General features: G+C 45.7%; 30 protein-coding genes. 11 read left to right on the top strand and 19 right to left on the bottom strand.

What is annotated here, in order from left to right:
- Positions 1 to 103: 103 nt before the first annotated feature.
- Complete coding sequence (gene yjgA, locus VFDL14_RS02420) at positions 104 to 631, bottom strand: ribosome biogenesis factor YjgA (RefSeq protein WP_032553278.1); 528 nt, start codon at positions 629 to 631, stop codon at positions 104 to 106.
- A 118-nt stretch (positions 632 to 749) separates the two neighbouring features.
- On the opposite strand from yjgA, the gene pmbA reads away from it, so the two are divergent.
- Positions 750 to 2,093 (top strand): metalloprotease PmbA, encoded by a 1,344-nt coding sequence (gene pmbA, locus VFDL14_RS02425; protein WP_032553277.1) that lies wholly within the window; start codon positions 750 to 752, stop codon positions 2,091 to 2,093.
- Between the two features lie 91 nt (positions 2,094 to 2,184).
- Here the strand turns inward: pmbA and mgtE are convergent, their stop codons facing one another.
- The 12 genes from mgtE to VFDL14_RS02485 form a co-directional block, all read right to left on the bottom strand.
- Positions 2,185 to 3,540, bottom strand: a complete 1,356-nt coding sequence (gene mgtE / locus VFDL14_RS02430) for a magnesium transporter (RefSeq protein WP_032553276.1) — start codon at positions 3,538 to 3,540, stop codon at positions 2,185 to 2,187.
- 150 nt (positions 3,541 to 3,690) lie between these two features.
- Positions 3,691 to 3,966 (bottom strand): HPr family phosphocarrier protein, encoded by a 276-nt coding sequence (locus VFDL14_RS02435; RefSeq protein ID WP_032553275.1) that lies wholly within the window; start codon positions 3,964 to 3,966, stop codon positions 3,691 to 3,693.
- A gap of 3 nt (positions 3,967 to 3,969) precedes the next feature.
- Entirely contained in the window at positions 3,970 to 4,839 is an 870-nt protein-coding gene (gene rapZ / locus VFDL14_RS02440) for an RNase adapter RapZ (RefSeq protein WP_032553274.1), read from the bottom strand.
- 1 nt (position 4,840) lies between these two features.
- Entirely contained in the window at positions 4,841 to 5,302 is a 462-nt protein-coding gene (gene ptsN, locus VFDL14_RS02445; RefSeq protein ID WP_032553273.1) for a PTS IIA-like nitrogen regulatory protein PtsN, read from the bottom strand.
- A 1-nt stretch (position 5,303) separates the two neighbouring features.
- A complete protein-coding gene (gene hpf / locus VFDL14_RS02450) occupies positions 5,304 to 5,591 on the bottom strand; it encodes a ribosome hibernation promoting factor (protein WP_032553272.1) in 288 nt (95 codons plus the stop codon).
- Positions 5,592 to 5,615: 24 nt separating this feature from the next.
- Positions 5,616 to 7,082, bottom strand: coding sequence for an RNA polymerase factor sigma-54 (locus tag VFDL14_RS02455; RefSeq protein ID WP_032553271.1), 1,467 nt, complete (start codon positions 7,080 to 7,082; stop codon positions 5,616 to 5,618).
- A 54-nt stretch (positions 7,083 to 7,136) separates the two neighbouring features.
- On the bottom strand, positions 7,137 to 7,862 hold the full coding sequence (gene lptB / locus VFDL14_RS02460) for an LPS export ABC transporter ATP-binding protein (RefSeq protein ID WP_032553270.1): 726 nt from the start codon (positions 7,860 to 7,862) through the stop codon (positions 7,137 to 7,139).
- Positions 7,863 to 7,864: 2 nt separating this feature from the next.
- Positions 7,865 to 8,359 carry a lipopolysaccharide transport periplasmic protein LptA gene (gene lptA, locus VFDL14_RS02465; RefSeq protein WP_032553269.1) on the bottom strand — a complete coding sequence of 165 codons (495 nt, stop codon included), beginning with the start codon at positions 8,357 to 8,359 and terminating at the stop codon, positions 7,865 to 7,867.
- A complete protein-coding gene (gene lptC / locus VFDL14_RS02470; protein ID WP_032553268.1) occupies positions 8,340 to 8,903 on the bottom strand; it encodes an LPS export ABC transporter periplasmic protein LptC in 564 nt (187 codons plus the stop codon). Before lptC ends, lptA begins: the two co-directional genes overlap by 20 nt.
- Positions 8,900 to 9,457, bottom strand: coding sequence for a 3-deoxy-manno-octulosonate-8-phosphatase KdsC (gene kdsC / locus VFDL14_RS02475; protein ID WP_032553267.1), 558 nt, complete (start codon positions 9,455 to 9,457; stop codon positions 8,900 to 8,902). The genes lptC and kdsC overlap by 4 nt, the downstream gene beginning before the upstream one ends.
- Positions 9,457 to 10,428, bottom strand: a complete 972-nt coding sequence (gene kdsD, locus VFDL14_RS02480; protein ID WP_032553266.1) for an arabinose-5-phosphate isomerase KdsD — start codon at positions 10,426 to 10,428, stop codon at positions 9,457 to 9,459. Before kdsD ends, kdsC begins: the two co-directional genes overlap by 1 nt.
- 42 nt (positions 10,429 to 10,470) lie before the next feature.
- Positions 10,471 to 11,436, bottom strand: coding sequence for a calcium/sodium antiporter (locus VFDL14_RS02485; RefSeq protein WP_032553265.1), 966 nt, complete (start codon positions 11,434 to 11,436; stop codon positions 10,471 to 10,473).
- Positions 11,437 to 11,700: 264 nt separating this feature from the next.
- Between VFDL14_RS02485 and mlaF the strand changes: the two genes are divergently transcribed.
- The 8 genes from mlaF (at position 11,701) to VFDL14_RS02525 (ending at position 17,138) form a co-directional block, all read left to right on the top strand.
- Positions 11,701 to 12,495: a phospholipid ABC transporter ATP-binding protein MlaF gene (gene mlaF, locus VFDL14_RS24870; RefSeq protein WP_032553264.1), complete on the top strand. Its 795-nt coding sequence runs from the start codon at positions 11,701 to 11,703 to the stop codon at positions 12,493 to 12,495.
- On the top strand, positions 12,496 to 13,275 hold the full coding sequence (mlaE, locus tag VFDL14_RS24865; RefSeq protein WP_032553263.1) for a lipid asymmetry maintenance ABC transporter permease subunit MlaE: 780 nt from the start codon (positions 12,496 to 12,498) through the stop codon (positions 13,273 to 13,275).
- Positions 13,276 to 13,277: 2 nt separating this feature from the next.
- Complete coding sequence (gene mlaD, locus VFDL14_RS02500) at positions 13,278 to 13,769, top strand: outer membrane lipid asymmetry maintenance protein MlaD (protein ID WP_032553262.1); 492 nt, start codon at positions 13,278 to 13,280, stop codon at positions 13,767 to 13,769.
- Between the two features lie 16 nt (positions 13,770 to 13,785).
- Positions 13,786 to 14,418, top strand: coding sequence for an ABC transporter substrate-binding protein (locus VFDL14_RS02505; RefSeq protein WP_408692524.1), 633 nt, complete (start codon positions 13,786 to 13,788; stop codon positions 14,416 to 14,418).
- Positions 14,415 to 14,723 (top strand): STAS domain-containing protein, encoded by a 309-nt coding sequence (locus VFDL14_RS02510; RefSeq protein WP_032553260.1) that lies wholly within the window; start codon positions 14,415 to 14,417, stop codon positions 14,721 to 14,723. The genes VFDL14_RS02505 and VFDL14_RS02510 overlap by 4 nt, the downstream gene beginning before the upstream one ends.
- 13 nt (positions 14,724 to 14,736) lie before the next feature.
- Positions 14,737 to 14,991 (top strand): BolA family iron metabolism protein IbaG, encoded by a 255-nt coding sequence (gene ibaG / locus VFDL14_RS02515; RefSeq protein WP_032553259.1) that lies wholly within the window; start codon positions 14,737 to 14,739, stop codon positions 14,989 to 14,991.
- A gap of 8 nt (positions 14,992 to 14,999) precedes the next feature.
- Complete coding sequence (murA, locus tag VFDL14_RS02520) at positions 15,000 to 16,265, top strand: UDP-N-acetylglucosamine 1-carboxyvinyltransferase (RefSeq protein ID WP_032553257.1); 1,266 nt, start codon at positions 15,000 to 15,002, stop codon at positions 16,263 to 16,265.
- Positions 16,266 to 16,412: 147 nt separating this feature from the next.
- Complete coding sequence (locus tag VFDL14_RS02525) at positions 16,413 to 17,138, top strand: 1-acylglycerol-3-phosphate O-acyltransferase (protein ID WP_032553256.1); 726 nt, start codon at positions 16,413 to 16,415, stop codon at positions 17,136 to 17,138.
- A 75-nt stretch (positions 17,139 to 17,213) separates the two neighbouring features.
- On the opposite strand, the gene VFDL14_RS02530 is transcribed toward VFDL14_RS02525, so the two are convergent.
- The 5 genes from VFDL14_RS02530 to arcA all read right to left on the bottom strand — a co-directional run bounded on the left by VFDL14_RS02530 (position 17,214) and on the right by arcA (position 21,760).
- Positions 17,214 to 17,603 (bottom strand): RidA family protein, encoded by a 390-nt coding sequence (locus VFDL14_RS02530; protein ID WP_032553255.1) that lies wholly within the window; start codon positions 17,601 to 17,603, stop codon positions 17,214 to 17,216.
- Between the two features lie 136 nt (positions 17,604 to 17,739).
- Positions 17,740 to 18,201, bottom strand: coding sequence for an aspartate carbamoyltransferase regulatory subunit (pyrI, locus tag VFDL14_RS02535; protein ID WP_032553254.1), 462 nt, complete (start codon positions 18,199 to 18,201; stop codon positions 17,740 to 17,742).
- A 13-nt stretch (positions 18,202 to 18,214) separates the two neighbouring features.
- Entirely contained in the window at positions 18,215 to 19,144 is a 930-nt protein-coding gene (gene pyrB / locus VFDL14_RS02540) for an aspartate carbamoyltransferase (RefSeq protein WP_032553253.1), read from the bottom strand.
- A gap of 247 nt (positions 19,145 to 19,391) precedes the next feature.
- Positions 19,392 to 20,393 (bottom strand): ornithine carbamoyltransferase, encoded by a 1,002-nt coding sequence (locus VFDL14_RS02545; protein ID WP_032553250.1) that lies wholly within the window; start codon positions 20,391 to 20,393, stop codon positions 19,392 to 19,394.
- A 146-nt stretch (positions 20,394 to 20,539) separates the two neighbouring features.
- Positions 20,540 to 21,760, bottom strand: a complete 1,221-nt coding sequence (gene arcA, locus VFDL14_RS02550) for an arginine deiminase (RefSeq protein ID WP_032553249.1) — start codon at positions 21,758 to 21,760, stop codon at positions 20,540 to 20,542.
- A 575-nt stretch (positions 21,761 to 22,335) separates the two neighbouring features.
- Here arcA and rraB point away from each other — a divergent pair.
- Both rraB and VFDL14_RS02560 read left to right on the top strand, forming a co-directional pair.
- Positions 22,336 to 22,749 carry a ribonuclease E inhibitor RraB gene (gene rraB / locus VFDL14_RS02555; RefSeq protein ID WP_032553248.1) on the top strand — a complete coding sequence of 138 codons (414 nt, stop codon included), beginning with the start codon at positions 22,336 to 22,338 and terminating at the stop codon, positions 22,747 to 22,749.
- 128 nt (positions 22,750 to 22,877) lie between these two features.
- Positions 22,878 to 23,672, top strand: coding sequence for a glycosyl hydrolase 2 galactose-binding domain-containing protein (locus tag VFDL14_RS02560; RefSeq protein WP_032553247.1), 795 nt, complete (start codon positions 22,878 to 22,880; stop codon positions 23,670 to 23,672).
- Positions 23,673 to 23,704: 32 nt separating this feature from the next.
- Here VFDL14_RS02560 and VFDL14_RS24160 read toward each other — a convergent pair whose 3' ends face one another.
- On the bottom strand, positions 23,705 to 24,610 hold the full coding sequence (locus VFDL14_RS24160) for a bifunctional helix-turn-helix transcriptional regulator/GNAT family N-acetyltransferase (RefSeq protein WP_084181924.1): 906 nt from the start codon (positions 24,608 to 24,610) through the stop codon (positions 23,705 to 23,707).
- Between the last annotated feature and the right edge of the window lie 27 nt (positions 24,611 to 24,637).

Genomic DNA, 24,637 nt, shown 5'->3' with positions numbered 1-24,637 from the left:
CCCTGGTTCTAAAATACGTGTCCTACAATGCAGTTTGGTAGTAAATACGCAGATATGAAAAAGGCCTAGCAGAAGCTAGGCCTTTTTGATCGCGTGATGAGTCTTATAGCTCGTCTTGCTTAAGTTCTTTAAGAACTTGGAAGATCTCGCGGTACGCTTTCGCTGGCTTACCTGCTTTTTTCTCTTTGTTTGCTTGACGCGCCAATTGACGTAGACGCTGACGGTCTGCTTCAGGGTGCGCTTCAACTACTTCAGAGATAGCCGCATCACCGTCTTCAACAATACGGTCGCGCAATTGCTCAAGCTTGTGCAGCTCGGCCGTTGCTTGAGAGTGTTTGTTGCGAACTTTATCTAGAGCCGCTTGAATTGGCTCTGGATCTTCGTTACGCATCACCTTACCGATGTATTGCAGTTGACGACGTTTCGCTTCATTTTTAAAGCGTTGTGCATCTTTAATCGCTTCCGCCAAATCTTCAGACAGAGGAAATTTCTCTAGTACAGAAGGCTTAAGTTCTACGAGCTCTTCGCCCAACTTTTGTAGCGCTTCCATGTCCTCTTTCATTTCCGTCTTACTTACCCAGATGATTTCTTCTTCTGGTTCCCATGGGGCTTTTTGGTTTTTGCGAGCCATCTTTTCTGCCTATATCACTATCTCAATCGAATATATCCGCTATTTTAGCAAGAATCTTGGGGAGAAAGCGAAATTCTTGTTATCCTACGTAATATTGACCTTCAAAAATAGAATAGATATGGATGTAAAACAGCAAGTCGCTCAGCAACGTGTTGAGTTAGAAGCAGCAGTAGCAAAAGCGTTAGATATGGCTTCAGTCAGTGCGGATGCTGCAGAGGTGGCTATTACTAAATCAACGGGTTTGAGTGTCTCTACACGCATGTGTGAGGTTGAAAACGTTGAATTTAATAGTGATGGTGCCCTTGGTATTACTGTTTATCGCGGCCAACAAAAAGGCAGTGCATCTACATCTGATTTGAGTGAACAGGCGATTGCCCAAACCGTAGCTGCGGCTTTAGATATCGCTCAATACACCTCCGAAGATCCTCACGCAGGACCGGCTCCTAAAGAGTTCATGGTAAAAGAGATTCCAGACTTGGATCTATTCCATCCTGATGAGCCAAACCCTGACTACGCAGCTGAGATCGCGATTGCGGCTGAGAAGCAAGCACTCGCGTACAGCGATAAGATCAAGCAAAGCGATGGTGCTAGCTACGATAGCCACTACGGCGTAAAGGTATATGGTAATAGTCACGGTCTGCTTGCAAGCTATGCTTCAAGCCGCCACAGTACCAGCTGTTGTGTGATTGGACAGGGCGTTAACGGTGAAATGGAACGAGACTATAGCTACACAGTTGCACGTCACCGTGACGAGCTGTGGACGCCTGAGCGTGTTGGTCAAGAGGCGGCAGAGAAGACCATTAGTCGCTTGGATGCTAAGAAGTTACCAACAGGTCAATACCCAATCATGTTTGCAGCCGATGTCGCAACGGGCCTTATTGGACACCTCGTTATGGCGATCAGTGGCGGCAACCTTTACCGTAAAGCGTCATTCCTGTTGGATCACCTAGGCGAGAAAATCTTACCAGAATGGTTCAATATCTCTGAGCGTCCTCATATCTTACGCGGCTTAGCATCAAGCCCATTTGATAGTGAAGGTGTCTACACACAAGACCGCGAGATTATTACTGACGGTGTACTTGCGACTTACCTGTTGACTAGCTACGCAGCTCGCAAGATGGATATGACCCCAACAGGTCATGCTGGTGGTATCCATAACTGGTTTGTACAGTCTACGGGTCAAAGCTTCGATCAAATGCTGAAAGAGTTAGGCACAGGTTTCCTTGTGACCGAAGTGATGGGACAAGGCGTGAACACTGTGACGGGTGATTACTCTCGCGGCGCAGCTGGCTTCTGGGTTGAGAATGGTGAAATCCAATACCCAGTGTCTGAGGTGACGATTGCAGGTAATCTGAAAGATATGTTCAATCAAATTGTTGCGGTTGGTAGCGACGTAGAGACACGCTCACAGATTCAAACGGGTTCGATCCTATTAGAATCTATGAAAGTAGCGGGTGAGTAATTCAACGCTTGCAAATCTGAATAACTTAAAAGGGAGCCATTGGCTCCCTTTTGTTATCTGCTTTCTTACTTCAAGCAAGTTATTGTTCAAACTAGATAAGTATCGTAGCTAATCCCAAGAACACAGATAGACCAATTACGTCGGTCACGGTAGTCAGCGCCATACCGCCAGCCAGTGCCGGGTCGATATTCATCTTCTTCAGCATCACAGGGATGGTTACCCCGGCAATACCTGCCACGATCAGGTTAGTCATCATTGCTGCTGAGATGATCCCGCCGAGTATCCAGTTGCCCTTCCAAGCAACGACAATACCGCCGATGATACATGCCCACAGAATACCGTTAAGGAAGCCGATCGCAGCTTCTTTTAGCAATAGCTCTCGCTTGTTACTGTCACCGATGTGCCCAAGCGCTAGGCCGCGGATAACCAGAGCAACGGTTTGGTTTCCTGCCACACCACCCATTGAAGGCACAATGGTCATCAGTACCGCAATGGCTGCCATTTGGTCGAGGGTCGCTTCGAACATATTTGATACTGAAGCTGCTGCCAGTGCGGCTAACACGTTTGCACCAAGCCAGACACTACGGCGACGTGCTGATTTAACGACAGGTGCGAAGGTATCTTCGTCATCGTCCATACCCGCCATACTCATCATTGAGTGCTCGGCATCTTCACGAATCACGTCAACGACGTCATCGATGGTGATACGGCCGACAAGGTGTTGGTTTTCATCAACAACCGGAGCCGATACCCAGTTACGACGTTCAAACAGGCTTGCAATGTCAGAGGCGCTGGTCTCAACAGCGATCGCTTCATCAGCGTCATCCATCACTTCAGAGACAAGGGTTTCAGGTTGCGTGGTAATCAGCGTTGTTAGAGAGAGATTGCCGATTAAGCGCTCATCTTCATCAATAACATATAGAGCATCGGTTGCATCTGGCAGTTCGCCTCGAATGCGTAAATAACGTAGAACTACGTCGACGTCGACATCACCACGAATGGTGATCACGTCGGTGTTCATCAACGCACCTGCAGAGTCCTCTGGGTAAGAAAGGGCATTCTCAACCAAGGCTCGGTCTGCTGAGTCCATCTGTGATAGAACTTCACGAGAAACGTCATCTGGCAGGCTTCGAAGTACGTAGGCGACATCATCGGTCTCCATGCCTTCGGTCGCTTCTGCAAGGGTCTCTGGTGCCATTTTTGACACCAACGCATCCTTAACGTCTTCGTTCAGCTCATCAAGAATTTCACCGTAGTCTTCAGGATCGGTAAGTTGCCAAAGTACGTCACGACTCTTGCGAGGGGAGGCTTCTAAAAGGTGTGCAATATCTTCAGGTTCCATGTCCTGAAGTTGTCGACGTACGTGAACAAATCGGCCGTTTTCAAGGGCTTCGCTGACTTCTTGGAGGGTTTGGTGAGCTTGGTCAAATTCTAATTGCTCTGCCATGTTTTCCTCCTCTTCTCATTATTCTATGGATGCTAGGAATAGTAACTTAATTCTATGACGTATTTAAATCATTAACTTATAGAGAACTAAGATTTAGGCTTGGTAGGCGTTGTATAGCGAGATAATAGTTGGGGCACTACCCCGTTCCAGTTACTCGCCCTCGTCAAATTTGTCTTCGATTAGGTGGCACACGGCATCCAGTGCCAGCTGGGCATCATCGCCTTCTGCTTGAATGCGAATGTGTTGACCTTGTGCCGATTCAAGCATGAGTAACCCCATGACACTGTCTGCTGTTGCGCTTTTCTCATCTTCACTATGAATCGTCAGAGTGGCATTAAAGCTCTGGGCAAGCTCGACCAGTTTTACGGCTGCGCGAGCATGAAGCCCCAAACGGTTTTGAATGAGTACAGTGCGGGTCAATTCCATGATTTAGGCCTGTTGGTTTTTTTCTAATGAAGCGTGTCGAATCTGTACTTGGTGACCAAGTTGGTCAAAGTACTCACCGATTTTTTGAGTCAGATATACTGAGCGGTGTTTACCACCAGTACAACCAATCGCTACGGTGAGGTAACTGCGATTGTTCTTTTCTAACATCGGTAGCCATTGCTCGACAAAGCCTTGAATCTGCTGCTTCAACTCGATCACTTCCTGATGTTTCTCTAGGTAAGAGTGAATCGGAGCATCAAGTCCAGTGAGCGGTCTTAGGTCAGGCTCCCAATGCGGGTTAGGCAAGAAACGAACATCAAACACATAGTCAGCATCGCTAGGTAAACCGTACTTAAAACCAAAGGATTGGAAAACAATGATCAGCTCTTGCTTCTCTTTGCCTTCAATTTTAAGGCGTACTTGTTCACTCAATTCGTAGAGGTTGCAATCACTACTATCGATCAAGATATCGGCTTGGTCAGAGAGTGGGGAAAGCAGTTGTTTCTCGAGGTCGATGGCTTGCTCTAGAGACAGTTTGTCATCACCTTGAGAAAGCGGGTGGATACGACGAGTCTCGCTGTAGCGCTTGAGCAGGGTTTGTTTGCTTGCATCCAAGAACAACACGCTAACATCGATATTGGCGGCATCTTCTAATTGAACCAGCGTCTCTGTGACAAGATGAGGCTCTTTAGGCAGGTTGCGTATATCGATGCTTACTGCAACGTTTTGGTTGCTCTCTTTGACTGACTCAACAAAGTTACCGAGCAGGTCAACAGGTAAGTTATCAACGCAGTAATAACCGAGATCTTCAAGAACTCGCAAGGCGACACTTTTACCGGCTCCTGATTGACCACTAACTACGATAAGACGCATGTTATTGCTCGCAAGTCGGCACTTGGATCATAATGTCGTAAAGCTCTTGGTCGCTTTGCGCATTACGCAGTTGTTTCAGTGTTTGTTTGTCGTTGAGTCGCTCTGCCATACAAGAAAGGGTTTTAAGATGCTCTTTACATTGCTCACTAGGAACCAAAAGTGCAAATAGTAGGTCGACAGGGCGGTTATCGATTGCATCAAACTCGATAGGGTCTTGGCACTGCAATAGAACAGCGATCGCTTTGTCGCTGACATTCATACGGGCATGGGGAATAGCGATACCATTTCCGATGCCGGTACTGCCCATTTTCTCTCGGCTCAGCATGCACTCGAACAATTCTGTTGAGTCTTGACCACAGCTCTCGGCTGCAATCTGGCTGATGATTTCTAGGGCTCTTTTTTTGCTCGTGCATTGGACTGCACTTTTGGTGCAGTCCAATGAAAGTACTTCGCTTAATTGCATGTTAGTGACTACTTAGCTTTTCTTTGTGCTTGTTGAGTTGGCGGACGAGTTTATCAACTAATGAATCAATTGCAGCATACATATTTTCATCGGTAGCTGTCGCATGAATGTCGCCTTGATTAACATGCAGTGTTGCTTCTGCAATCTGGTTAATTTTCTCAACTTTTAATACAACTTGAACGTTATTAATGTGCTCAAAAAAGCGTTCAAGCTTTTCAAATTTGGTGTGAACATAGTCTTGCATTGAATCGGTAAGATCAACGTGATGGCCTTGAATATTGATTTGCATAGACTTTCCTTTTCAGTTGGTGCCCTACAGTAGGCGTTTACGCTGACTCGAAGGGGCAATGCCTAAAGATTCACGGTATTTTGCTATGGTTCTTCTAGCTACCTGAATTCCTTGGTCAGCCAGTAAAGCAGCAATCTTGCTATCACTGAGCGGCTTAGCTGTGTTTTCAGCGGCCACCAGTTTCTTAATCAGAGCGCGAATTGCTGTTGATGAACACTCTCCGCCATTGTCAGTGCTGACATGGCTAGAGAAGAAGTATTTCAATTCGAAGATGCCTCGTGGTGTGTGCATGAACTTCTGTGTTGTAACACGAGAAATTGTGGATTCATGCATGTCGACTGCGAGTGCAACATCATTTAACACCATAGGTTTCATGGCTTCTTCACCATGTTCGAAGAAATCGTGCTGATGTTCAACAATGCATCGCGCAACTTTGAGTAGTGTCTCATTTCGACTCTCTAGGCTCTTAATTAGCCATTTTGCCTCTTGCAAGTTGGAGCGAATGTATTGGTTGTCAGCGCTGTTGCCTTTACTGCCTAGATCGGCGTACTGCTGGTTCACTTTCAGCTTTGGTACGCTATCTGGGTTAATGGTAACTAACCACTTACCTAGGTCTTTAAACACCGATACATCAGGCACCACATATTCGGTTTCATCCGGAGTGATTTTGCTGCCTGGACGCGGGTCTAGTTGTTGTATAAGCTGCAGAACTTCACGTAGTTCTGCCTCTTTAAGCTTAGTCTCTTTGATGATCAGCTTGTAATCACGATTACCTAGCTGGTCGATATGGCTAGTAAGTACTAACTTAGCTTCTTTAAGCCATGGCGTATCTTCAGGGAAGGTCGCAAGTTGTAGTAGTAGACAATCTTGCAAGTTCAGCGAGCCCACACCAAGTGGGTCGAACTGTTGAATGCGTTTGCGCACCGCTTCAATCTCGTCGAGTTCAATCTCTTCGTTGTCGAAGCTCTCAAGAATGTCTTCACTTGAAACAGTGAGGTAACCGTAGTCGTCGATAGCATCAATCAGGGCTAACGCAATAGTACGGTCTGTTTCTGAAAATGGCGTCAGGTCTAATTGCCACAGTAGGTAATCTTGCAGGCTTTGGGTGGTCTCGCCTTGGTAAACTGGCATATCATCATCGATAGCAATACCCGTATTACCGGTGTTGGCACTGTAGACATCTTCCCAAGTGGTATCGATTTCTAAGTCGTTGCCAATCTCAGATTTTTCAATCAGGTCTGAGCTATCAGGTAAGTCTGGTTCAGCAGTGGCTTCTACTGCTTCTTTCTCGTCACGACTAGGCTTTTCTTCAGAGTTTACAGGAGCGTCATCATTCCCTTCTTCTACGTCGAGAAGTGGGTTCGATTCCAAAGCCTCTTGAATCTCTTGTTGCAAATCCAACGTAGACAACTGCAACAAACGTATCGCTTGTTGTAGCTGAGGGGTCATTGCTAATTGCTGGCCTAGCTTAAGTTGTAATGAGGGTTTCATTCAGTATTACTTACCTAGTTATTATTCTTAGAATTCTCGATACGCTCTATATAATCATAGACGGAATTGTTCGCCTAGATAAACTTGTTTCACCTGTTCGTTATTGAGAACATCCTCCGGTGAACCTTCCGCAATCAAGTGTCCTTGGCTCACAATATAAGCCTTTTCACACACGTCTAACGTCTCACGAACGTTGTGGTCAGTGATCAAAACACCCAGACCGCGATCGCGCAGGTGTTCAATGATTTTCTTGATATCGATAACTGAAATTGGGTCTACACCCGCGAACGGTTCATCGAGCAGAATAAACTGAGGATTTGCAGCCAGAGCGCGAGCAATCTCAACACGGCGTCGTTCACCACCAGACAGTGCCATACCGTTGCTGGTGCGAATGTGTTGGATATGGAACTCTTCAAGCAGGTCTTCTAGCTTATCTTGGCGCTCTTCTGGCGTTAATTCCTTACGCGTTTGCAGTACCGACATGATGTTGTCTTCAACTGAAAGCTTACGGAAGATCGACGCTTCTTGAGGTAGGTAGCCGATACCTAAACGTGAGCGGCTATGCATCGGTAGAATACTGATGTCATTATCATCGATGCTGATGGTACCTTCATCACGCGCAACCAAACCAACGATCATGTAGAAAGAGGTGGTCTTACCGGCACCATTAGGGCCCAGCAGGCCAACGATTTGTCCAGATTCAACTTGCAGGCTTACGTCTGTTACAACCTTACGTTTGCTGTAGGTCTTAGCCAAGTTTTGCGCTTTTAAGACTGCCATAGTTATTTGTTCACTTGTGCTGGTTGAAGAACGGTTGAAACACGCTCGTTTTTATCGCTGTCAGCAACCAGTTTTTGTGAAGAGATCTGATAGGTGATCTTAGAACCACGAATTAGGTTACCGTCTTGAGACAGTTGTGCCTCTTTGGTCATGATCAGCTTGTCTGTACTCAGCTGATAATTCAGCTCAAACGCCTGTCCGCTTAGCGTTTTACCATCGTCAGTAAGCTGTGAGAAAAGCGCTGGTTTACCAAAACCTTGAATCGCCTCGATTTCACCGCTGCTTGCATTACGCGTAACGATGATTTTGTCAGCGTTAATATTAATGCTGCCTTGCTTAAGTTTTACATCGCCTTCAAACGTAACCTTGTTGCTCTTCATATCGAGCTGTTGGCTGTCTGAATCGATGTAAACAGGCTGCTCCGTATCTGATGACAGAGCAAGGGCGTTTGGCGCTGCAAACGCGAAAGCAAGTAAACTAAGGTGTAAGAGTTTCATATCTACCTTGAACAGTTTCAAAGAGGGTTGCAGTGTTGCTATCGAAGTTGCCCTTCATAGCTTGTCCCTCAGTTTCAAATAATGGGCCGATCAGACGAACTGTGCTTTCGGAATGAAAGTCTCGGCTAGTGAGCTCAACAACCAACTTATCCATAGTCATGTTGTCGAAGCTGGCTTCTGGTAATAGGTTTTTCACTATTACATTATCATAAAGTGTCAACGTTTGGTCGTCGTCGAGTACCGCACGCCTTGCGGTCATCTGCCACTCGATTGTGTGGCCATCACGAAATACCGAGAGCACTGGGTTTTCAAAAATGGTATCGCCACTTTTGGAGTAGTGTTCTAGATGACTTGATTCTATTTGATAGCTACGAATGCCTGCTTGGTCGTAGCTGATATTATCTAGATTTCTTCCGCTGAATACAGGCAATTCCAGATTAGGAGCCACCTGAATTGCGGTGCTTTGCTCTTTGTCATACAGGTAATAAGCTGACCAAGAAGCAATAAACAACAGAATTAAATAGATAATACGAGTTAAACTCATATGCTTAGACCTTTGTGCACGTCTAGCTCATCCCTTGCTTGTAAAATAAGGTCACAGACTTCTCGTACTGCGCCATGACCACCTTTGATATTGGTAACGTAGTTTGCTCGTTGAACCAGTAGTGGGTGTCCATCCGCGACACACACTTTCAATGCCACTTTTTCCATCACTGGCCAGTCAATCAGGTCATCGCCAATGTAGCCAGTATGTTCTGGAGATATATTCAGTTTATCGCAGATATCTTGATAAGCTTTAACCTTGTCGTCTTGGCCTTGATAGATCAGCTTAATACCGAGAGCTGTCATGCGGTTTTCGACAATTTGTGATTGGCGCCCGGTAATGATGGCGATTTCAATCCCTGCATTCATTAGAGATTTAACGCCGTAGCCGTCGCGGGTATGAAAGGTTTTAAGCTCTTCACCTTGGTTACCCATGTAAACAAGGCCATCAGAAAACACACCATCTACATCACAGATTAGCAGCTTTATCTCTTTCGCGATCTGAAAAACGTCCGCATCTACTGAGCCATAAAGTGTTGATACTGTCTGAGTCATTACATTACTCCTGCTTTCAGTAGATCGTGCATATTTAGCGCACCAACAAGCGCACCATCTTGGCAAAGCATTAACCCGTTGATGCTTTTTTCTTGCATTAAGTTAAGGCCTTCGACTGCCAACATGTTTGGATCAGCCACTGTTGGGTTTTGAGTCATCACATCGCCAATCTGAGTAGTGTGAATATCGATGCGTTTGTCGAGGATTCTGCGTAAATCCCCATCGGTAAAGATACCGAGCATTTTGCCTTGGTCATCAACAACAGCAGTCATGCCTAAGCCTTTCTGAGATATCTCAAGCAAGGCATCACGGACCAGTGCACTCGGAGATACCATAGGTAGTGCATCACCGGTATGCATAATATCTTCAAGCTTTAATAGTAGTTGTCGGCCAAGCGCACCACCTGGGTGTGACAGAGCAAAATCTTCCGCTGTAAAGCCACGAGCTTGCAGCAGAGCGACAGCCAGTGCATCACCCATAACGAGAGTCGCTGTTGTGCTACTGGTTGGCGCAAGACCAAGTGGGCACGCTTCTTCCGGTACGGTAATTTGAAGATGGATATCTGACAGGGTCGCCATGTTTGACTTTGGCTTGCCAGTCATACTGATAATCTTGATATTCAGGCGTTTTAACACTGGAAATAGGCTAAGAATTTCATCTGATTCACCGGAGTTAGAGATCGCAAGTACGATGTCGCCCGGTTCAACCATACCCAAATCACCATGTGCGGCTTCACCTGGGTGAACAAAAAACGCAGAGGTGCCTGTGCTCGCCAGTGTCGCAGCAATCTTATTGCCAATGTGGCCAGATTTACCCATGCCCATCACAACCACTTTGCCTTGGTTGTTGAGGATGAGGTCACACGCGCGACAAAAGTCTTCATTAAAGTACTGGTCTAGTTGATTGAGGCCAGCAACCTCAATCTCTAGTACTTGTTTAGCAACACTACGGTAATCGAATGACTGAGACATCAGATACTCCAGAGTCTTATAAAAGGAATACTTAGTTTGTGATTACGCTGACATGTTCATCAGCAGGTAGCCTTGGTATGCCAAGAAGCAAACCACAAGTGCGCCACCTTCAATGCGGTTGACGCTGCGTGACTTGCCAAGCGCCATAACAACCAATAGCAGAGAAACACCGAGCATGACCCAGAAGTCACGACCCATTGCAAACTCGCTTAGAATAGAAGGGTTTAGGATGCCAGGGATACCCATAACCGCAAGGATGTTGAATACGTTAGAGCCGATGATGTTGCCGACAGCCATGTCATCTTCACCCTTCATTACGCCTGCAAGTGAAGCGGCCAATTCAGGAAGGCTCGTACCCACCGCGATAATGGTTAGACCAATAACAAGGTCACTCATACCAAAGTATTTCGCGATAACGACGGCGTTGTTCACCAACATATCCGCTGAGATAGGCAAGACAATTAGACCAACAACCACCCACATTGCGGCTTTGATGTTGCTAACACCTTCAGGAATCTCAGATTCTTGCTCTTCGATAAAGGCATCGCCGTTGCTTTTTTCGCGACGGCTAATCTGCAGCATTGCAAACAAGAATGCTGCAAACAGTACAAACAGTAGAATACCTTCGTAGAAGCCAAGGTAGCTATCCCACAGAAGTGCACCAGCTAGTAGTGTGACACCAATCATTAACGGCAGTTCACGGCGGATCACTGCAGAACTAATTGAAAGCGGCTTGATAAGCGCAGTAATACCTAAAATCAGCGCGATGTTGGCGATGTTTGAGCCAAGCACGTTACCTACGGCGGTATCGGTTTTTCCGTCAAGTGCTGCGGTTGCAGAAACCATCATTTCAGGGGCAGAAGAACCCATTGCAAGAATCGTCATACCGATAACTAGGGGAGAGATTCCGAAGTTGCGAGCCAATGCCGCAGCACCGTAAACCAGTTTATCTGCACTCCACACCAAAAAACCTAGGCCGATAATAAGAAACGCAATCGCTTCAAGCATGATGATTCCTAAAAATTAATAAAAAATGGACAATTAACCGCTAATTTTGACGTGTTGCTAGATAAAAGGGAAGTCACGGATTCAATTAATTCTGACTAAGTTGTAAAGAAAGTGCATTTGTAGGGATATTTCTTAATACTTTCAATTCCCTGCTCGATGTTTTGATTTGCTACAATTAATCGAACAGTGCTTTTAATTCTCATTCAGACTACTTATCATGAGCACAATTATTGGCGTTTTTTAGAGCAAGGAAATAACAAAAGCATGCTAAAGAATGAGCTTGTGAAAGTTAAGAACCTCAGCTTTTCTCGAGGGGAACGAGTGATCTTCGATAATATCGATCTCGAAGTTCCTCAAGGAAAAGTGACAGCCATCATGGGACCATCAGGGATCGGTAAAACGACCTTGCTGCGCTTAATTGGTGGTCAGCTCCCTCCAGACCATGGTGAGATTTGGTTTGATGGCGACAACATTCCTAGTTTGTCGCGCCGTAAGCTCTACCAAGCTCGTAAAAAAATGAGCATGTTGTTCCAGTCCGGGGCACTTTTTACTGATCTCAATGTCTTCGATAACGTTGCCTTTCCGCTGCGTGAGCACACTGAACTGGATGAATCGCTGATTCGTACCATTGTGCTGCTTAAACTTGAGGCCGTTGGACTGCGTGGCGCAGCACAGTTGATGCCGAGTGAACTGTCTGGTGGTATGGCAAGGCGTGCCGCGTTGGCGCGAGCAATCGCTCTCGACCCCGATCTCATTATGTACGACGAACCCTTTGTGGGGCAGGACCCTATCACCATGGGGGTTCTGGTTGAGCTGATTCGTAATCTTAACCAAGCGCTAGGCCTCACCTCGATTGTGGTTTCACACGATGTTCCAGAGGTGATGAGCATTGCCGATTGGGTTTACTTACTCGCTGATGGCAAAATTATTGCTAAAGGGACACCAGAAGAGCTGCGAAAAAATGAAGATCCACGAGTACAGCAGTTCTTAAATGGTGAAGCAGATGGCCCTGTGCCGTTTCGTTTCCCAGCTCAAAGTTTAGAGAAGGATCTATTCTAGATGTTTGTAAATTATATCGCTGGAGTCGGTCGCCGAACATTAGCTATGTGCGAAGCATTTGGTCGTGCAAGCTTAATGTTGTGGGGCGCTTTCTTCGGCATTCCGCGCTTAAAAAACTTCCCGCTGTTGGTGAAGCAGTTATATAGCGTAGGGGTTCAGTCGCTGGCGATCATCGTCGTTTCTGGACTGTTTATCGGTATGGTACTCAGCCTACAAGGCTACGTGGTACTGATTGATTATGGTGCGGAAGGTAACCTTGGCCAGATGGTCGCGCTGTCACTGCTACGTGAATTAGGACCGGTAGTTACGGCTCTGCTTTTTGCAGGGCGAGCAGGTTCCGCTTTAACGGCTGAGATTGGCTTAATGAAGGCAACCGAGCAGATCTCCAGCCTCGAAATGATGGCAGTTGATCCTCTAAAGCGCGTTATCGCACCGCGACTTTGGGCTGGTCTTATTTCAATGCCACTGTTGGCTATGATTTTTATGGCGGTCGGTATTTGGGGCGGTCAACTGGTTGGTGTGGATTGGAAAGGCATCGACCACGGCAGCTTCTGGTCGGCAATGCAATCTTCAGTAGAGCTAGGTCGAGATATTGGCAACAGCATGATCAAATGCATGGTGTTTGCGATTACCGTGACTTGGATTGCTCTGTTTAATGGTTATGACGCAATACCAACCTCGGAAGGTATTAGCCGTGCAACCACGCGCACCGTGGTGCACTCTTCTCTAGCAGTATTAGGGCTAGATTTTGTTCTTACAGCATTGATGTTCGGGAATTAATCATGCAACAAACTCGAAAATTAGAATTATGGGTCGGTAGCTTTGTTATCGCGGGAATTTGCGCAATCTTAATCATGATCTTTCAAGTCGCTGACGTGAAAGGGCTAGGTTCCAACCATACTTACACACTGAAAGCGACGTTCGATAATATCGGCAGCTTGAAAGTGCGCTCTCCTGTTAAAGTGGGTGGGGTTGTTGTTGGTCGTGTAAACAGCATTCAGCTAGATGCAGAAAGCTATCTGCCTGTGGTCGAGTTATCGATTGATGCGAAATATGATCAGTTCTCTGAAACGTCAAGTGCACAGATTTTGACATCAGGTTTGATTGGTGAGCAGTACATTAGCCTTGTACCAGGCTTTGTCTTTGAAGATGAAGAGATGCTGGCTGATGGGGATGTTATCGAAGACACCAAATCTGCATTAGTATTAGAAGATCTGATTGGCCAAGTGCTTTACAGCGTTGGTGGCTCTGATGAAGCGACAACTGAGGAATAGATTCATGTTAAAAAGAATGTTTATGATGGTCGCAGCTATGATCTTTGCGACCAATGTTGTGGCAGAAGAGAGCATCGACCGTACACAACCTTATCAAATGATGACTCAGGTTTCTGAGGTGGCATTTAATCGTCTAAAAGCGGAGCAAGAGAACATCAAACAAGACCCTGAGTTGTTGAAGGTGATTGTTGAAGAAGAACTCATGCCTTATGTCAACGCACAGTACGCAGCGCTGAAACTATTGGGTCCAAATCTGAAAGGTGCCAAGAAAGATGACGTGCGTGTTTTCATTGGTGCATTTCGTAAATATCTAGTTTCTTCTTACGCTCAGGTACTAACGCAATACACGGATCAAACCATTCAGTTTGGCCCAGAGCCGAAGATCAAACCTGACAGCCGTATTACCAGCATCAAGGTTGACATCATTGATTCGCCACGACCGAACATCAAGCTTGAATTCAAGCTACGCAAAGATAAGAAAACCGGTGAGTGGAAAGCCTTTGATATGGTCGCTGAGGGAATTAGTCTACTCTCAAGTAAGCAGTCGGAATGGAACACTAAGATTCGCCAACAAGGTATTCTTTCCGTTGCTAAAGAATTAGAGCAGCTAGCGGCACAACCTATCCGTTTTGAGAGCTCAAAAAAATGAGTCAAACGCAATGGAGCGAGCTTAGCTCCGTCGAGTTTCAGCTGAGTGGCGATTTAGACCGCGACAGCGTGCCTGCAATTTGGCGCACATTACAGGCATGGAAAACGACAGAATCTCGCGTGCAAGTGAACCTCAACACGGTTGAGCGCATCGATTCATCAGGAATGGTGATGCTAATTCACTTAATAGAGCATGCAAAAAATCAAAACTGTCATATAATGCTCAGTTTCGTGCCAGAACAATTACGAACGTTGTTCCAATTGAGCAATATCCAGCCAATGATGGCAGAACACTTAAAAGATTAGGCAGGAGCTATTTGTGGACAGCACAAAAGTACAAGAATTATTAGCAGAGGCACTTAACCTTCAAGAGATTATCGTGAAGGGCGAAGGCAGCCATTACGAAGTTGTTGCAGTGGACGCATGTTTTGACGGCATGAACCGCGTTAAAAAGCAGCAGCTGATCTACGGCCCACTAATGGAATACATTCAACGCAATGACATCCATGCTCTTTCTATTAAGGCATACACGCCAGAAGAGTGGGAACGTGATAAGAAACTGATGTCACTTTAAGGTTTATGATGGAAAAGTTTCGAGTTATTGGATCGGATCAGCCGTTAAACGGTGAAGTGACGATCTCTGGTGCAAAAAATGCTGCACTACCTATTTTGTTTGCGTCAATTCTGGCGGAAGAGCCAGTTGAAGTAAGTAATGTTCCTCACCTACGTGATATCGACACCACGATGGAGCTACTTAAGCGCCTAGGTGCAAAAGTGTCACGTAACGGGAGCGTACATGTCGACGGTAGCGAAATTAACGAGTTTTGCGCTCCGTACGATTTAGTAAAAACAATGCGTGCTTCAATTTGGGCTTTGGGTCCACTAGTGGCACGTTTTGGTCAAGGCCAAGTTTCACTGCCGGGTGGTTGTGCGATTGGTGCTCGTCCTGTGGATCTTCACATCCACGGTCTAGAGCAGCTAGGTGCAACAATCACTCTAGAAGACGGCTATGTGAAAGCGAATGTTGATGGTCGCCTAAAAGGCGCTCACATCGTAATGGATAAGGTTAGCGTTGGCGCAACCATCACCATTATGTGTGCAGCAACATTGGCAGAAGGTACAACAGTACTCGATAACTCAGCGCGTGAGCCTGAGATTGTCGATACTGCAGAATTCCTAAACAAGCTAGGCGCGAAGATTTCTGGTGCTGGTACAGACACCATCACCATTGAAGGTGTTGAGCGTCTAGGTGGCGGTAAGCATGCTGTAGTTGCTGACCGTATCGAGACTGGCACTTTCCTAGTGGCGGCTGCTGTATCGGGCGGTAAAGTGGTTTGTCGCAATACTAGCGCACATCTACTTGAAGCTGCTCTTGCTAAGCTTGAAGAGGCGGGTGCTAAGATTGAAACCGGTGAAGATTGGATCAGTCTTGATATGACTGACCGTGAACTGAAAGCGGTTAAGATCGTAACAGCACCACACCCAGGCTTCCCGACTGATATGCAGGCTCAATTTACGCTGTTAAACATGATGGCGAAGGGCAGTGGCGTGATCACTGAAACGATTTTCGAAAACCGTTTCATGCACATCCCTGAACTACAGCGTATGGGCGCAAAAGCTGAGATTGAAGGTAATACTGCGATCTGTGGTGAGACTGAAAAACTGAGTGGTGCACAAGTGATGGCAACGGACCTACGTGCATCAGCAAGCTTAGTGATTGCTGGCTGTATCGCTCAAGGTGAAACCATTGTTGACCGTATTTATCACATCGATCGTGGCTACGATAAGATTGAAGATAAGTTGTCGGCACTGGGCGCTAACATCACGCGTTTTCGTGAATCGAGCTAAGCCTCGATACCACGACGCATGACGAGATAATAAAAAAGAAAGTCGAAACTTTGGTTTCGGCTTTTTTATTGTATTTTGCCGCTTACGACTCTGTTACCATCATGCGTAATAAAAACAGACCTAGTTAAGCGGTTGTTGAGGAACAAAATGATAGCAATATTACGTATTTTCGCTGTAGCAATATTTGCGATTTTCATGTTTGTGTTTGGTTGTGGTTACTGCTTGTTAAGCCCACGCAATCCAAAGCACGTATTCACTTTCGGTCGCTACTTTGGCCGTATGTCAAAGATCTTCGGTATCACTCTGGACTTACGTATTCCAGAGGACGCGTACTCTCGTGGTCAACACGTCTACATTGCTAACCACCAAAACAACTGGGACCTATTCACAGTTTCTTCGGCGGTAACACCTAAAGTGGTTACCGTTGGTAAGAAGAGCCTAGCTTGGATGCCACTGTTTGGTCAGCTGTACTGGCTAACGGGCAACATCCTAATTGACCGCGCTAACCGCAGCAAAGCCGTTGGTACGATTGACCAAGTGGTTGATAACCTAAAAGGCAGTGATGTTTCGGTGTGGATGTTCCCTGAAGGAACTCGCTCTCGTGGTCGAGGCCTATTGCCATTTAAAACCGGTGCATTCCACGCAGCAATTGGTGCTGGCTTACCGATTATCCCAATCGTATGTAGCTCAACGGGCGGAATCAAACTGAACCGCTGGAATAACGGTCATGTTATCGTGGAGATGCTACCACCAGTTAGCGTTGAAGGTTTTGATAAATCAAATGTTCGTGAGCTAGCGAATGAGTGCCGCGAGCAGATGAAAGCAAAACTGGCAGAGCTTGATGAAGAAGTAAAAGCTCTCAACAGCAAGTAATACCAATCGCTTTAGCGTTTTTCAGATATTAAAAAAGGTTGCCGCAGTGGCAACCTTTTTTGTATCTGAGCGAGACTATTTGCGAACTGCGATAGCTTCGATTTCGATACCAACATCTTTAGGAAGACGCGCAACTTCAACACATGAACGTGCAGGGTAGTTTGCTACGTCGTGCTCGTCGAAGAACTTACCGTAAACTTCATTTACTGTGCCGAAGTCGTTAAGGTCTTTAACGAATACAGTTAGCTTAACAATGTCTTTTACTGTTAGACCAGACGCTTCAACAACGGCTTTAACGTTTTCTAGAGATTGACGAGCTTGTTCTGCGATGTCAGAAGACACTTCACCAGTAGCTGGGTTTACTGGGATCTGACCTGAAGTCAGTACCATGTTGCCTAGGTCAACGCCTTGTACGTATGGGCCGATTGCTGCTGGAGCTGATTCTGTGTGAAGTACTTTAGTCATTATAGGTTCCATCATTTTATTAGATAAAAAGCGAAATTCAGTGTGCCTTCAAAGCGGCATTAGGTAAAGAATAAAATACCCCGCACAGGCGAGGTATTTCATAGTTTTCATATTCTTTACGTGCTACAAGGAGATGTTATCTCTCAGTAACGATCTCGCGAGAGAAGACCTTTTCACAGTATTTGCACTTCAGGCGAATATCGTCATTCTTTTCAAAGATCTTAAAGCTGCTTTCGACCGGCTCATTGTGAGTAATGCAGTTGGTATTCGGGCATTCAAATACATCGTTGATCTGGTCTGGCAGCTCTAGAGCTAGCTTTTTTACTACTTCGTATTCTTCAATCTGGTTCACGGTTGCGTGCGGCGCGTAAAGTGCTAGCTTGTTTGCTTGCTCTTCTGTTACGAACACATTCTCAATCTTCAGTAGGTCTTTGCCACCTAGAGCAGAAGAAGGAAGGTTAAGGCCGATAGTCACGCGCTGGTGAGAGTTATGCAGATCAAACAGCTTTAATACCTTGATACCCACGTTCGCTGGAATATGGTCGATTACCGTGCCGTTTTTGATCGCTTCAACTTTTAACTGAGTTCCTTTAGACATGATATCTCTCCTATTACAGCGTTTCGTTAAGAACAAGGGCTAGTAGTGCTTCACGCGCGTAAACACCATTTTCAGCTTGCTGGAAGTAGTAAGCGTGTGGCGTTTTATCGACGTCGATAGTGATTTCATCGACGCGTGGCAGTGGGTGAAGAACCTTAAGGTTTTCTCTTGCACCTTCTAGTAGCGCAGCCGTTAGGATGTAAGCCGACTTAATATGCGCGTACTCAGACTCATCGAAACGCTCTTTCTGCACACGCGTCATGTACAGGACATCCAGTTCTGGAATCACCGAGTCCATATCAGTCAGAAGTTGGTACTCAATGCCAGCCTCGTCTAACTCTTCACAGATGTAGTCTGGCATTGCTAGAGCTTCAGGAGCGATGAAGTAGAAACGGATGTTATTGAACTTAGCCAAAGCTTGAGTTAAAGAGTGAACGGTACGGCCATACTTTAGGTCGCCGACGAACGCGACGTTAAGGTTATCAAGACGGCCTTGCGTTTCAGCGATAGAGAATAGGTCTAAAAGCGTTTGCGTCGGGTGTTGGTTAGCACCGTCACCTGCGTTAATCACAGGCACGCCGTTAGAGAATTCAGAAGCCAGTCGGGCTGCACCTTCTTGAGGGTGGCGCATGACATAAGCGTCCACGTAAGAAGAGATAACTTGTACAGAGTCAGCTAGTGTTTCACCTTTCTTCGCTAGAGAGGTGTTACCGCCGCTATCAAAACCGATTACGTCGCCACCGATACGTTGAATCGCCGTTTCGAAAGAGAGGCGAGTTCGTGTTGAAGGCTCGAAGAAACAACTCGCGACAACTTTGTTTTTAATCAGCTCAGGATTTGGTTCTGCTTTTAGCTGACCAGCTGTTTGAACAATCAATTCTAGCTCCTCACGAGAAAGCTCTGGAATTGAGATGATGTGCTTTTTATAGAGCGAGTTCGCCATGATCTTCTTCCCCACAATAATGTAATGACCATAAAAAAGCCCCCCATAATGGGAGGCTTTAAAAAGAGGTTTCTGAGCAGAATAGACGACCTTGTAAGCCAGCCAGCTTACGCGCAATATTCAACGATGTCATAATATTGATAGGTGTCATTTTCACTACTCTCAGACAAATTGCCGAGAATTATACGCTTTCAATTTGTGAGCGCAAGCGATTACATCAACCTTTTATTGTTATGAGATTAATGGCTTATCCAAGCGTAGCAACCATCACCGCTTTGATGGTGTGCATGCGGTTCTCAGCTTCATCAAAGACAATAGAGTAATCTGACTCAAAGACTTCGTCGGTCACTTCCAGTCCATTCATACCGTACTTATCAGCGACCTGCTGACCAATTACCGTCTCGTTATTATGAAAAGCTGGAAGACAGTGCATAAATTTCACTTGTGGGTTTCCAGTAAGCTTAATTACATCCATATTAACTTGGTAAGGTTTCATCACCGCAACACGCTCATCCCAAGCTTCTGGTGACTCACCCATAGAGACCCATACATCAGTGTATAAGTAGTCACAACCTTTTACGCCTTCAGCTACGTCTTCCGTTAAGGTGATTTTTGCGCCTGTTGTTTGTGAGATAGCTTGGCACTCTTCAACCAATTGTTCTTCAGGCCAGAAGGCTTTCGGCGCAACGAGGCGAATGTCCATCCCCATCTTTGCTGCGCCAACTAGTAGCGAGTTACCCATGTTGTTACGTGCATCGCCTAGGTAAGCAAAGCTCATTTGGTGCAGCTGTTTTCCGCGGCCATGTTCTAGCATGGTCAGGAAGTCAGCTAAGATCTGAGTTGGGTGGAATTCGTCAGTAAGACCATTCCAAACGGGAACACCTGCGTAGGCACCCAGGTCTTCAACAATACTCTGACCAAAGCCACGATATTCAATGCCGTCGTACATACGACCCAGTACGCGAGCCGTATCTTTCATTGATTCCTTTTGACCGATCTGGGAGCCAGACGGCCCGATGTAAGATACTTGAGCTCCTTGATCAAACGCGGCAACTTCAAAGGCACATCGAGTACGAGTAGAGGCTTTTTCAAAGATCAGTGCGATGTTTTTACCGAGCAGTTTTTTCTGTTCAGTACCTGCATACTTAGCTTTCTTTAGATCTGCTGACAGATCCAGTAAGAATTGAATCTCTTTTGGAGTAAAGTCGAGCAATTTTAGAAAGTTACGATTGCGAAGATTAAAAGCCATATCTCGCTCCTTGAGCAAATAGAATCAATGAAGGCTTTAGTTAAACATAAAAATGCTATATTTGTGAATATTTATTTTATTAATTTGATAAAAAAGGCCAGCACATATTGGCTGACCTTTTAAGAAGGGAAGGGAGGAGGTTGAAATTAGATGCCGTCGCGCTCGATTGGGCAACTCATACAACGAGCCCCACCACGTCCACGACCTAATTCATTACCAGGAATTGTCAGAACCTCGATACCCGCTTTGTCATACTTCTCATTAGTATAAACGTTGCGTTCGTATCCAATCACTGTGCCTGGTTTTACTGTAAGAACGTTGTTCGCGTCGTTCCACTGCTCACGCTCAGCTTCATAGTTGTCACCACCTGTCGTGATGATCTTAAGCTGATCTAGGCCCAGTGCGCCTTCGATTGCTGACAAGTAGTTATCCGCTTTCTCAACACGCATCTCGCCATTCTCTTTTGGTGTGAGGCGCCATGTATCTAGATCTTTGCGTACGATCTCTGGGTAAACAGAGAAGGTATCAATATCCATGTGTGTCATTACGGTATCTAAGTGCATGCACGAACGGTGTTTAGGCAGATCGATCGCGATAACTTCTTTTGCTTGGCCTGATTTGAATAGGCTCGCTGCAAGGTTTTCTACACCTTGTGGCTTAGTTCGCTCTGAGATACCGATAAGAACCGCACCTTTACCAATCACTAATACGTCACCGCCTTCAATATTGGCATTGTCGTAGTGAAGGTCTTCGTCGCCAAAGTACTTGATGAAATCTTGGCCTGCGAACACTGGGTGCCAACGGTAGATAGCACGCAGATGGTTAGTTTCACGCTGGCGCGCTGGCTTCATCATAGGGTTGAGCGACACACCACCATATACCCAGCAAGAGGTGTCACGGGTAAATAGGTGGTTTGGTAACGGCTCAATCACAAAGTCCAATGGACGGTGCATCTTTGGCAGCATCGACGATGAAGCAATTGGCAGTTCTGAATAAGCCAAACCGCCAAGCAAGATAGTGGCGAGGTGTTCGTTATCCATTTGTGCTAAGTAGTTTCTTAGGTCGCGCGCAAAGGTTGGGCCGTAGCGGAAATCTGAAATTTGGGTATTGAGTAGCCACTCACGAGCTTCAGAAACATCCAGTGTTTCGACCAATAGGTCGTGCAGCAATAACACCTCGACACCTTGGTTACGAAGTGTTGATGCGAAGGCATCGTGTTCTTCACCCGCAGCTTCTACTGCTAGTACATCATCAAAAAGAAGTTCGTGACAGTTTGAAGGGGTGAGGTGGGTGAGTGCTCTTTCTGGTCGATTTAATAGAACTCGTCTTAATTGACCGACTTCGGAGCCAACGTACAGCTTACTCATTTTGCATCCTTACTTTTAATCCAGCGTCTATTTATGACAAGCTTGATCGCATTATGCAAGCCCAGTGAAAGATAGAAAAAATAGGTTATTTGGTTAAATTTGGATGAAAATTCTACTATATGTTCACATTTGTTATTTTTTGACTATTTTCCCTGCTTGGAAACAAAACATCGATTTCTGCGTTTCTATGCTGCTATTCATCTAGGAAATAGAAATTAAAAACAGCGGTAAAGTGATTTTTTATTCACTAATATGCACTTTAATTGAATAGAGCGAGATCTTATGCAAGTCTCACAAATTGTATGTATGCATTTACAGTGATTAATCAGGCATTTCAAATCAAGCGCAACCTGATCATCCGATGAAATGAAATGCTAAAAGTGCTTTTGGTTAATAATATGTTGAATATTTGTTTCTGTGATTGCGATTTTACTTTTGGCTCTGTTTGAGTGTCTTTAATAAGGGATAAAGTTTGCTGTTGCCCGATGATCTAGGTGGCTTTTCTGCGCGATCCATGCCATATTTCGTGGCAATCAAATTTGATCCTTTCATAGTCAACACTCTGGAGCAGAAACATGTCTCACGAAGATGAATATCTATCAGTAGAAGAATTAATTGAGATTCAAAAGGAAGAGACTCGCGATATCATTGCAGCATTGATCGAAGATGGTAGCGATCCTGATGCACTTTACGAAATTGAGCATCACCTATTTGCTGAAGATTTCGATGTACTTGAGAAAGCGGTTGTTGAAGCATTCAAGATGGGCTTTGAAGTATTAGAAGCAGAAGAGACAGAAGACGAAGACGGCAACAAGCTGCTTTGCTGCGACGCGACTATGCAGTCGGCGCTTAATGCAGAAGCAATTGACGAGCAAGTTGAGAAGCTGGTTAATCTAGCGGAAAAATTTGACATCATTTACGACGGTTGGGGCACTTACTACGAAGGTGAAGATGCTATCTACCCACAAGATGATGAAGACGAAGAGTAATCTCGTTAATGAATTGAAAGATACCAGCACCTAGTTGCTGGTATTTTTTTGCCCATATAAAAACCAATGTCTTTATGTGCTTGTATTCATTATAATGCGGTCAAAATTGATCTAGCTCAAGGAATGATATGCGGCTGCAACTTGATGGTCTTTGGCAAATATCGCCACTCACTGACCTCTCTATACCCCAAGATGACATTATTTTCCCTGCACCGCTGAGCGCAAAACTCCCAGACACGCTAAGTGAAGAAGAGATTGCGGCTCAAGAGTGGCACTTAATGCACGATATCGAAGTCGATGACGCAATGTTAGCGTGTCCCTTCGTTGAGCTAGTGATGGCTGGCGTCGACTATTTTGCCGAGGTTCGCCTTAACGGTGTGGCCGTGTTCGATTGTGACGGTAGCCAAGAAGAGTACCGCAAAGATATCCGCCCATATATGCAAGCTGGCCGTAATCGCTTTGAGATCTTATTCCTTGAGGAAGAGGAAGGGTTATTGTTGGAAGAGGACATGGAAGAAGTCGCTCCAACAACGCCTGTTGCTAAATCTGATTCACGTATTGGGATTTGGCAGGCTCCTTACTTGCAGTTTGTTCGCCATATCAAACTAGAACAGGTGGTTACAGAGCAGATCTGGCACCACGGTGGTGGTTGTGAGTTCAAGGTCGATGTGATTTACCAGACTCTCAAATCTGGGTTAGTGTCTGCATCGATCAAATTCAATGGGATGACATTGGTGATGCCTATTGATGTGCGGGCTGAACACACCGGTGTGGTTTTTCAGGTTGAAGCGCCGGTGATATTTGACATCAATAAGCCCAACCCTAAGCATTTGTATGAGTTAGAGGTTGAGCTTGATGGGCAGAAAGAGAGCTCTTTTGTTGCTCTTAACCCAGCTTCGTGTGTGAGCAACTTTCTGCGCTGATCTTGATAGGGGTAACTTGGTTACCCCATATATTAAAGCGCTTTGGCCATAACAACTTCGCATGCGTCATGGCCGGTCTCTCCCCATGCGCCGTCTAAGTGCTCAAAACCTAAAGACTCATAGAGCTTGATAGCAGCTCCCAAACACTCCGTCGTTTCTAGGTACATCTGCTTATACCCTTGTTGTTTCGCTAGCTGAAGACTCAGGGCAACAATACGTTTTGCCAGCCCTTGGCCACGCGTCTGCTCTAAGAAATACATCTTTTGTAGTTCACACACTTCAGGCTTACCTGCTAATGGCGCAAAACCGCCACCGCCAACAATCTTACCTTGGTACTCGATAACCCAATACATCGCATTGTCTTGGGCGTAGACAGAATACATATCATCCAGAGTTGGATCTCCAACACCATATCCTTTGTCAGCCGTTAAGCCATGCTCGGCCGACACCTGTCGAATAACCTCAGCGACTTGTGAGTTGTCGGCTTTTGTCATCGGACGAAGCACAAATTCATTCGCTTGGCAGACTTTTGTTAGGCCTTTGAGGTATGCCTCTAAGCCCTGCTTGAGTTGTTGCTGTTCGTCCTCATTGAGCGTCTTCAGTAGAGAATCGAAGAAACTGTCTTGTTGTTGATCGAGTTGAGAGAGGATGGACGCACCATGAGGAGTCAGCGCTATATTTTGGCTGCGCTTGTCGCGAGGATTCTCAATACCTGTCACGAGTCCAAGTTTGCCTAACCCAGATACAGTACGACTTGCATTAGATTTATCGACATTCAGTCGTTGTGCCAGTTGATTGATGGTTAATGGCTGCAGTTGGATCTCTCCAAGTGCATGTGCCTGTACTGGAGTGAGCGCAATCTCGCCACACTGTTTATCAAGCATCCCCAGCAAACGCACAGCTTGGCGAGAATAATGTCTTAGTTGACGAGCATTCATGATTACTTGTTCCTTAAAATAAAGTTG

Origin of the sequence: Vibrio fortis (assembly GCF_000695685.1) — a bacterium.
Lineage (GTDB): Bacteria > Pseudomonadota > Gammaproteobacteria > Enterobacterales > Vibrionaceae > Vibrio > Vibrio fortis_A.
The sequence above is the reverse complement of the archived record's forward strand: the minus strand, read 5'-3'. Positions and strand labels throughout refer to the sequence as shown.

What these genes read in the sequence shown, in the direction of transcription:
- yjgA (WP_032553278.1), bottom strand. Translation starts at nt 631, where the DNA reads ATGGCTCGCAAAAACCAAAAAGCCCCATGGGAACCAGAAGAAGAAATC.
- pmbA (WP_032553277.1), top strand. Translation starts at nt 750, where the DNA reads ATGGATGTAAAACAGCAAGTCGCTCAGCAACGTGTTGAGTTAGAAGCA.
- mgtE (WP_032553276.1), bottom strand. Translation starts at nt 3,540, where the DNA reads ATGGCAGAGCAATTAGAATTTGACCAAGCTCACCAAACCCTCCAAGAA.
- VFDL14_RS02435 (WP_032553275.1), bottom strand. Translation starts at nt 3,966, where the DNA reads ATGGAATTGACCCGCACTGTACTCATTCAAAACCGTTTGGGGCTTCAT.
- rapZ (WP_032553274.1), bottom strand. Translation starts at nt 4,839, where the DNA reads ATGCGTCTTATCGTAGTTAGTGGTCAATCAGGAGCCGGTAAAAGTGTC.
- ptsN (WP_032553273.1), bottom strand. Translation starts at nt 5,302, where the DNA reads ATGCAATTAAGCGAAGTACTTTCATTGGACTGCACCAAAAGTGCAGTC.
- hpf (WP_032553272.1), bottom strand. Translation starts at nt 5,591, where the DNA reads ATGCAAATCAATATTCAAGGCCATCACGTTGATCTTACCGATTCAATG.
- VFDL14_RS02455 (WP_032553271.1), bottom strand. Translation starts at nt 7,082, where the DNA reads ATGAAACCCTCATTACAACTTAAGCTAGGCCAGCAATTAGCAATGACC.
- lptB (WP_032553270.1), bottom strand. Translation starts at nt 7,862, where the DNA reads ATGGCAGTCTTAAAAGCGCAAAACTTGGCTAAGACCTACAGCAAACGT.
- lptA (WP_032553269.1), bottom strand. Translation starts at nt 8,359, where the DNA reads ATGAAACTCTTACACCTTAGTTTACTTGCTTTCGCGTTTGCAGCGCCA.
- lptC (WP_032553268.1), bottom strand. Translation starts at nt 8,903, where the DNA reads ATGAGTTTAACTCGTATTATCTATTTAATTCTGTTGTTTATTGCTTCT.
- kdsC (WP_032553267.1), bottom strand. Translation starts at nt 9,457, where the DNA reads ATGACTCAGACAGTATCAACACTTTATGGCTCAGTAGATGCGGACGTT.
- kdsD (WP_032553266.1), bottom strand. Translation starts at nt 10,428, where the DNA reads ATGTCTCAGTCATTCGATTACCGTAGTGTTGCTAAACAAGTACTAGAG.
- VFDL14_RS02485 (WP_032553265.1), bottom strand. Translation starts at nt 11,436, where the DNA reads ATGCTTGAAGCGATTGCGTTTCTTATTATCGGCCTAGGTTTTTTGGTG.
- mlaF (WP_032553264.1), top strand. Translation starts at nt 11,701, where the DNA reads ATGCTAAAGAATGAGCTTGTGAAAGTTAAGAACCTCAGCTTTTCTCGA.
- mlaE (WP_032553263.1), top strand. Translation starts at nt 12,496, where the DNA reads ATGTTTGTAAATTATATCGCTGGAGTCGGTCGCCGAACATTAGCTATG.
- mlaD (WP_032553262.1), top strand. Translation starts at nt 13,278, where the DNA reads ATGCAACAAACTCGAAAATTAGAATTATGGGTCGGTAGCTTTGTTATC.
- VFDL14_RS02505 (WP_408692524.1), top strand. Translation starts at nt 13,786, where the DNA reads ATGTTTATGATGGTCGCAGCTATGATCTTTGCGACCAATGTTGTGGCA.
- VFDL14_RS02510 (WP_032553260.1), top strand. Translation starts at nt 14,415, where the DNA reads ATGAGTCAAACGCAATGGAGCGAGCTTAGCTCCGTCGAGTTTCAGCTG.
- murA (WP_032553257.1), top strand. Translation starts at nt 15,000, where the DNA reads ATGGAAAAGTTTCGAGTTATTGGATCGGATCAGCCGTTAAACGGTGAA.
- VFDL14_RS02525 (WP_032553256.1), top strand. Translation starts at nt 16,413, where the DNA reads ATGATAGCAATATTACGTATTTTCGCTGTAGCAATATTTGCGATTTTC.
- VFDL14_RS02530 (WP_032553255.1), bottom strand. Translation starts at nt 17,603, where the DNA reads ATGACTAAAGTACTTCACACAGAATCAGCTCCAGCAGCAATCGGCCCA.
- pyrI (WP_032553254.1), bottom strand. Translation starts at nt 18,201, where the DNA reads ATGTCTAAAGGAACTCAGTTAAAAGTTGAAGCGATCAAAAACGGCACG.
- pyrB (WP_032553253.1), bottom strand. Translation starts at nt 19,144, where the DNA reads ATGGCGAACTCGCTCTATAAAAAGCACATCATCTCAATTCCAGAGCTT.
- VFDL14_RS02545 (WP_032553250.1), bottom strand. Translation starts at nt 20,393, where the DNA reads ATGGCTTTTAATCTTCGCAATCGTAACTTTCTAAAATTGCTCGACTTT.
- arcA (WP_032553249.1), bottom strand. Translation starts at nt 21,760, where the DNA reads ATGAGTAAGCTGTACGTTGGCTCCGAAGTCGGTCAATTAAGACGAGTT.
- rraB (WP_032553248.1), top strand. Translation starts at nt 22,336, where the DNA reads ATGTCTCACGAAGATGAATATCTATCAGTAGAAGAATTAATTGAGATT.
- VFDL14_RS02560 (WP_032553247.1), top strand. Translation starts at nt 22,878, where the DNA reads ATGCGGCTGCAACTTGATGGTCTTTGGCAAATATCGCCACTCACTGAC.
- VFDL14_RS24160 (WP_084181924.1), bottom strand. Translation starts at nt 24,610, where the DNA reads ATGAATGCTCGTCAACTAAGACATTATTCTCGCCAAGCTGTGCGTTTG.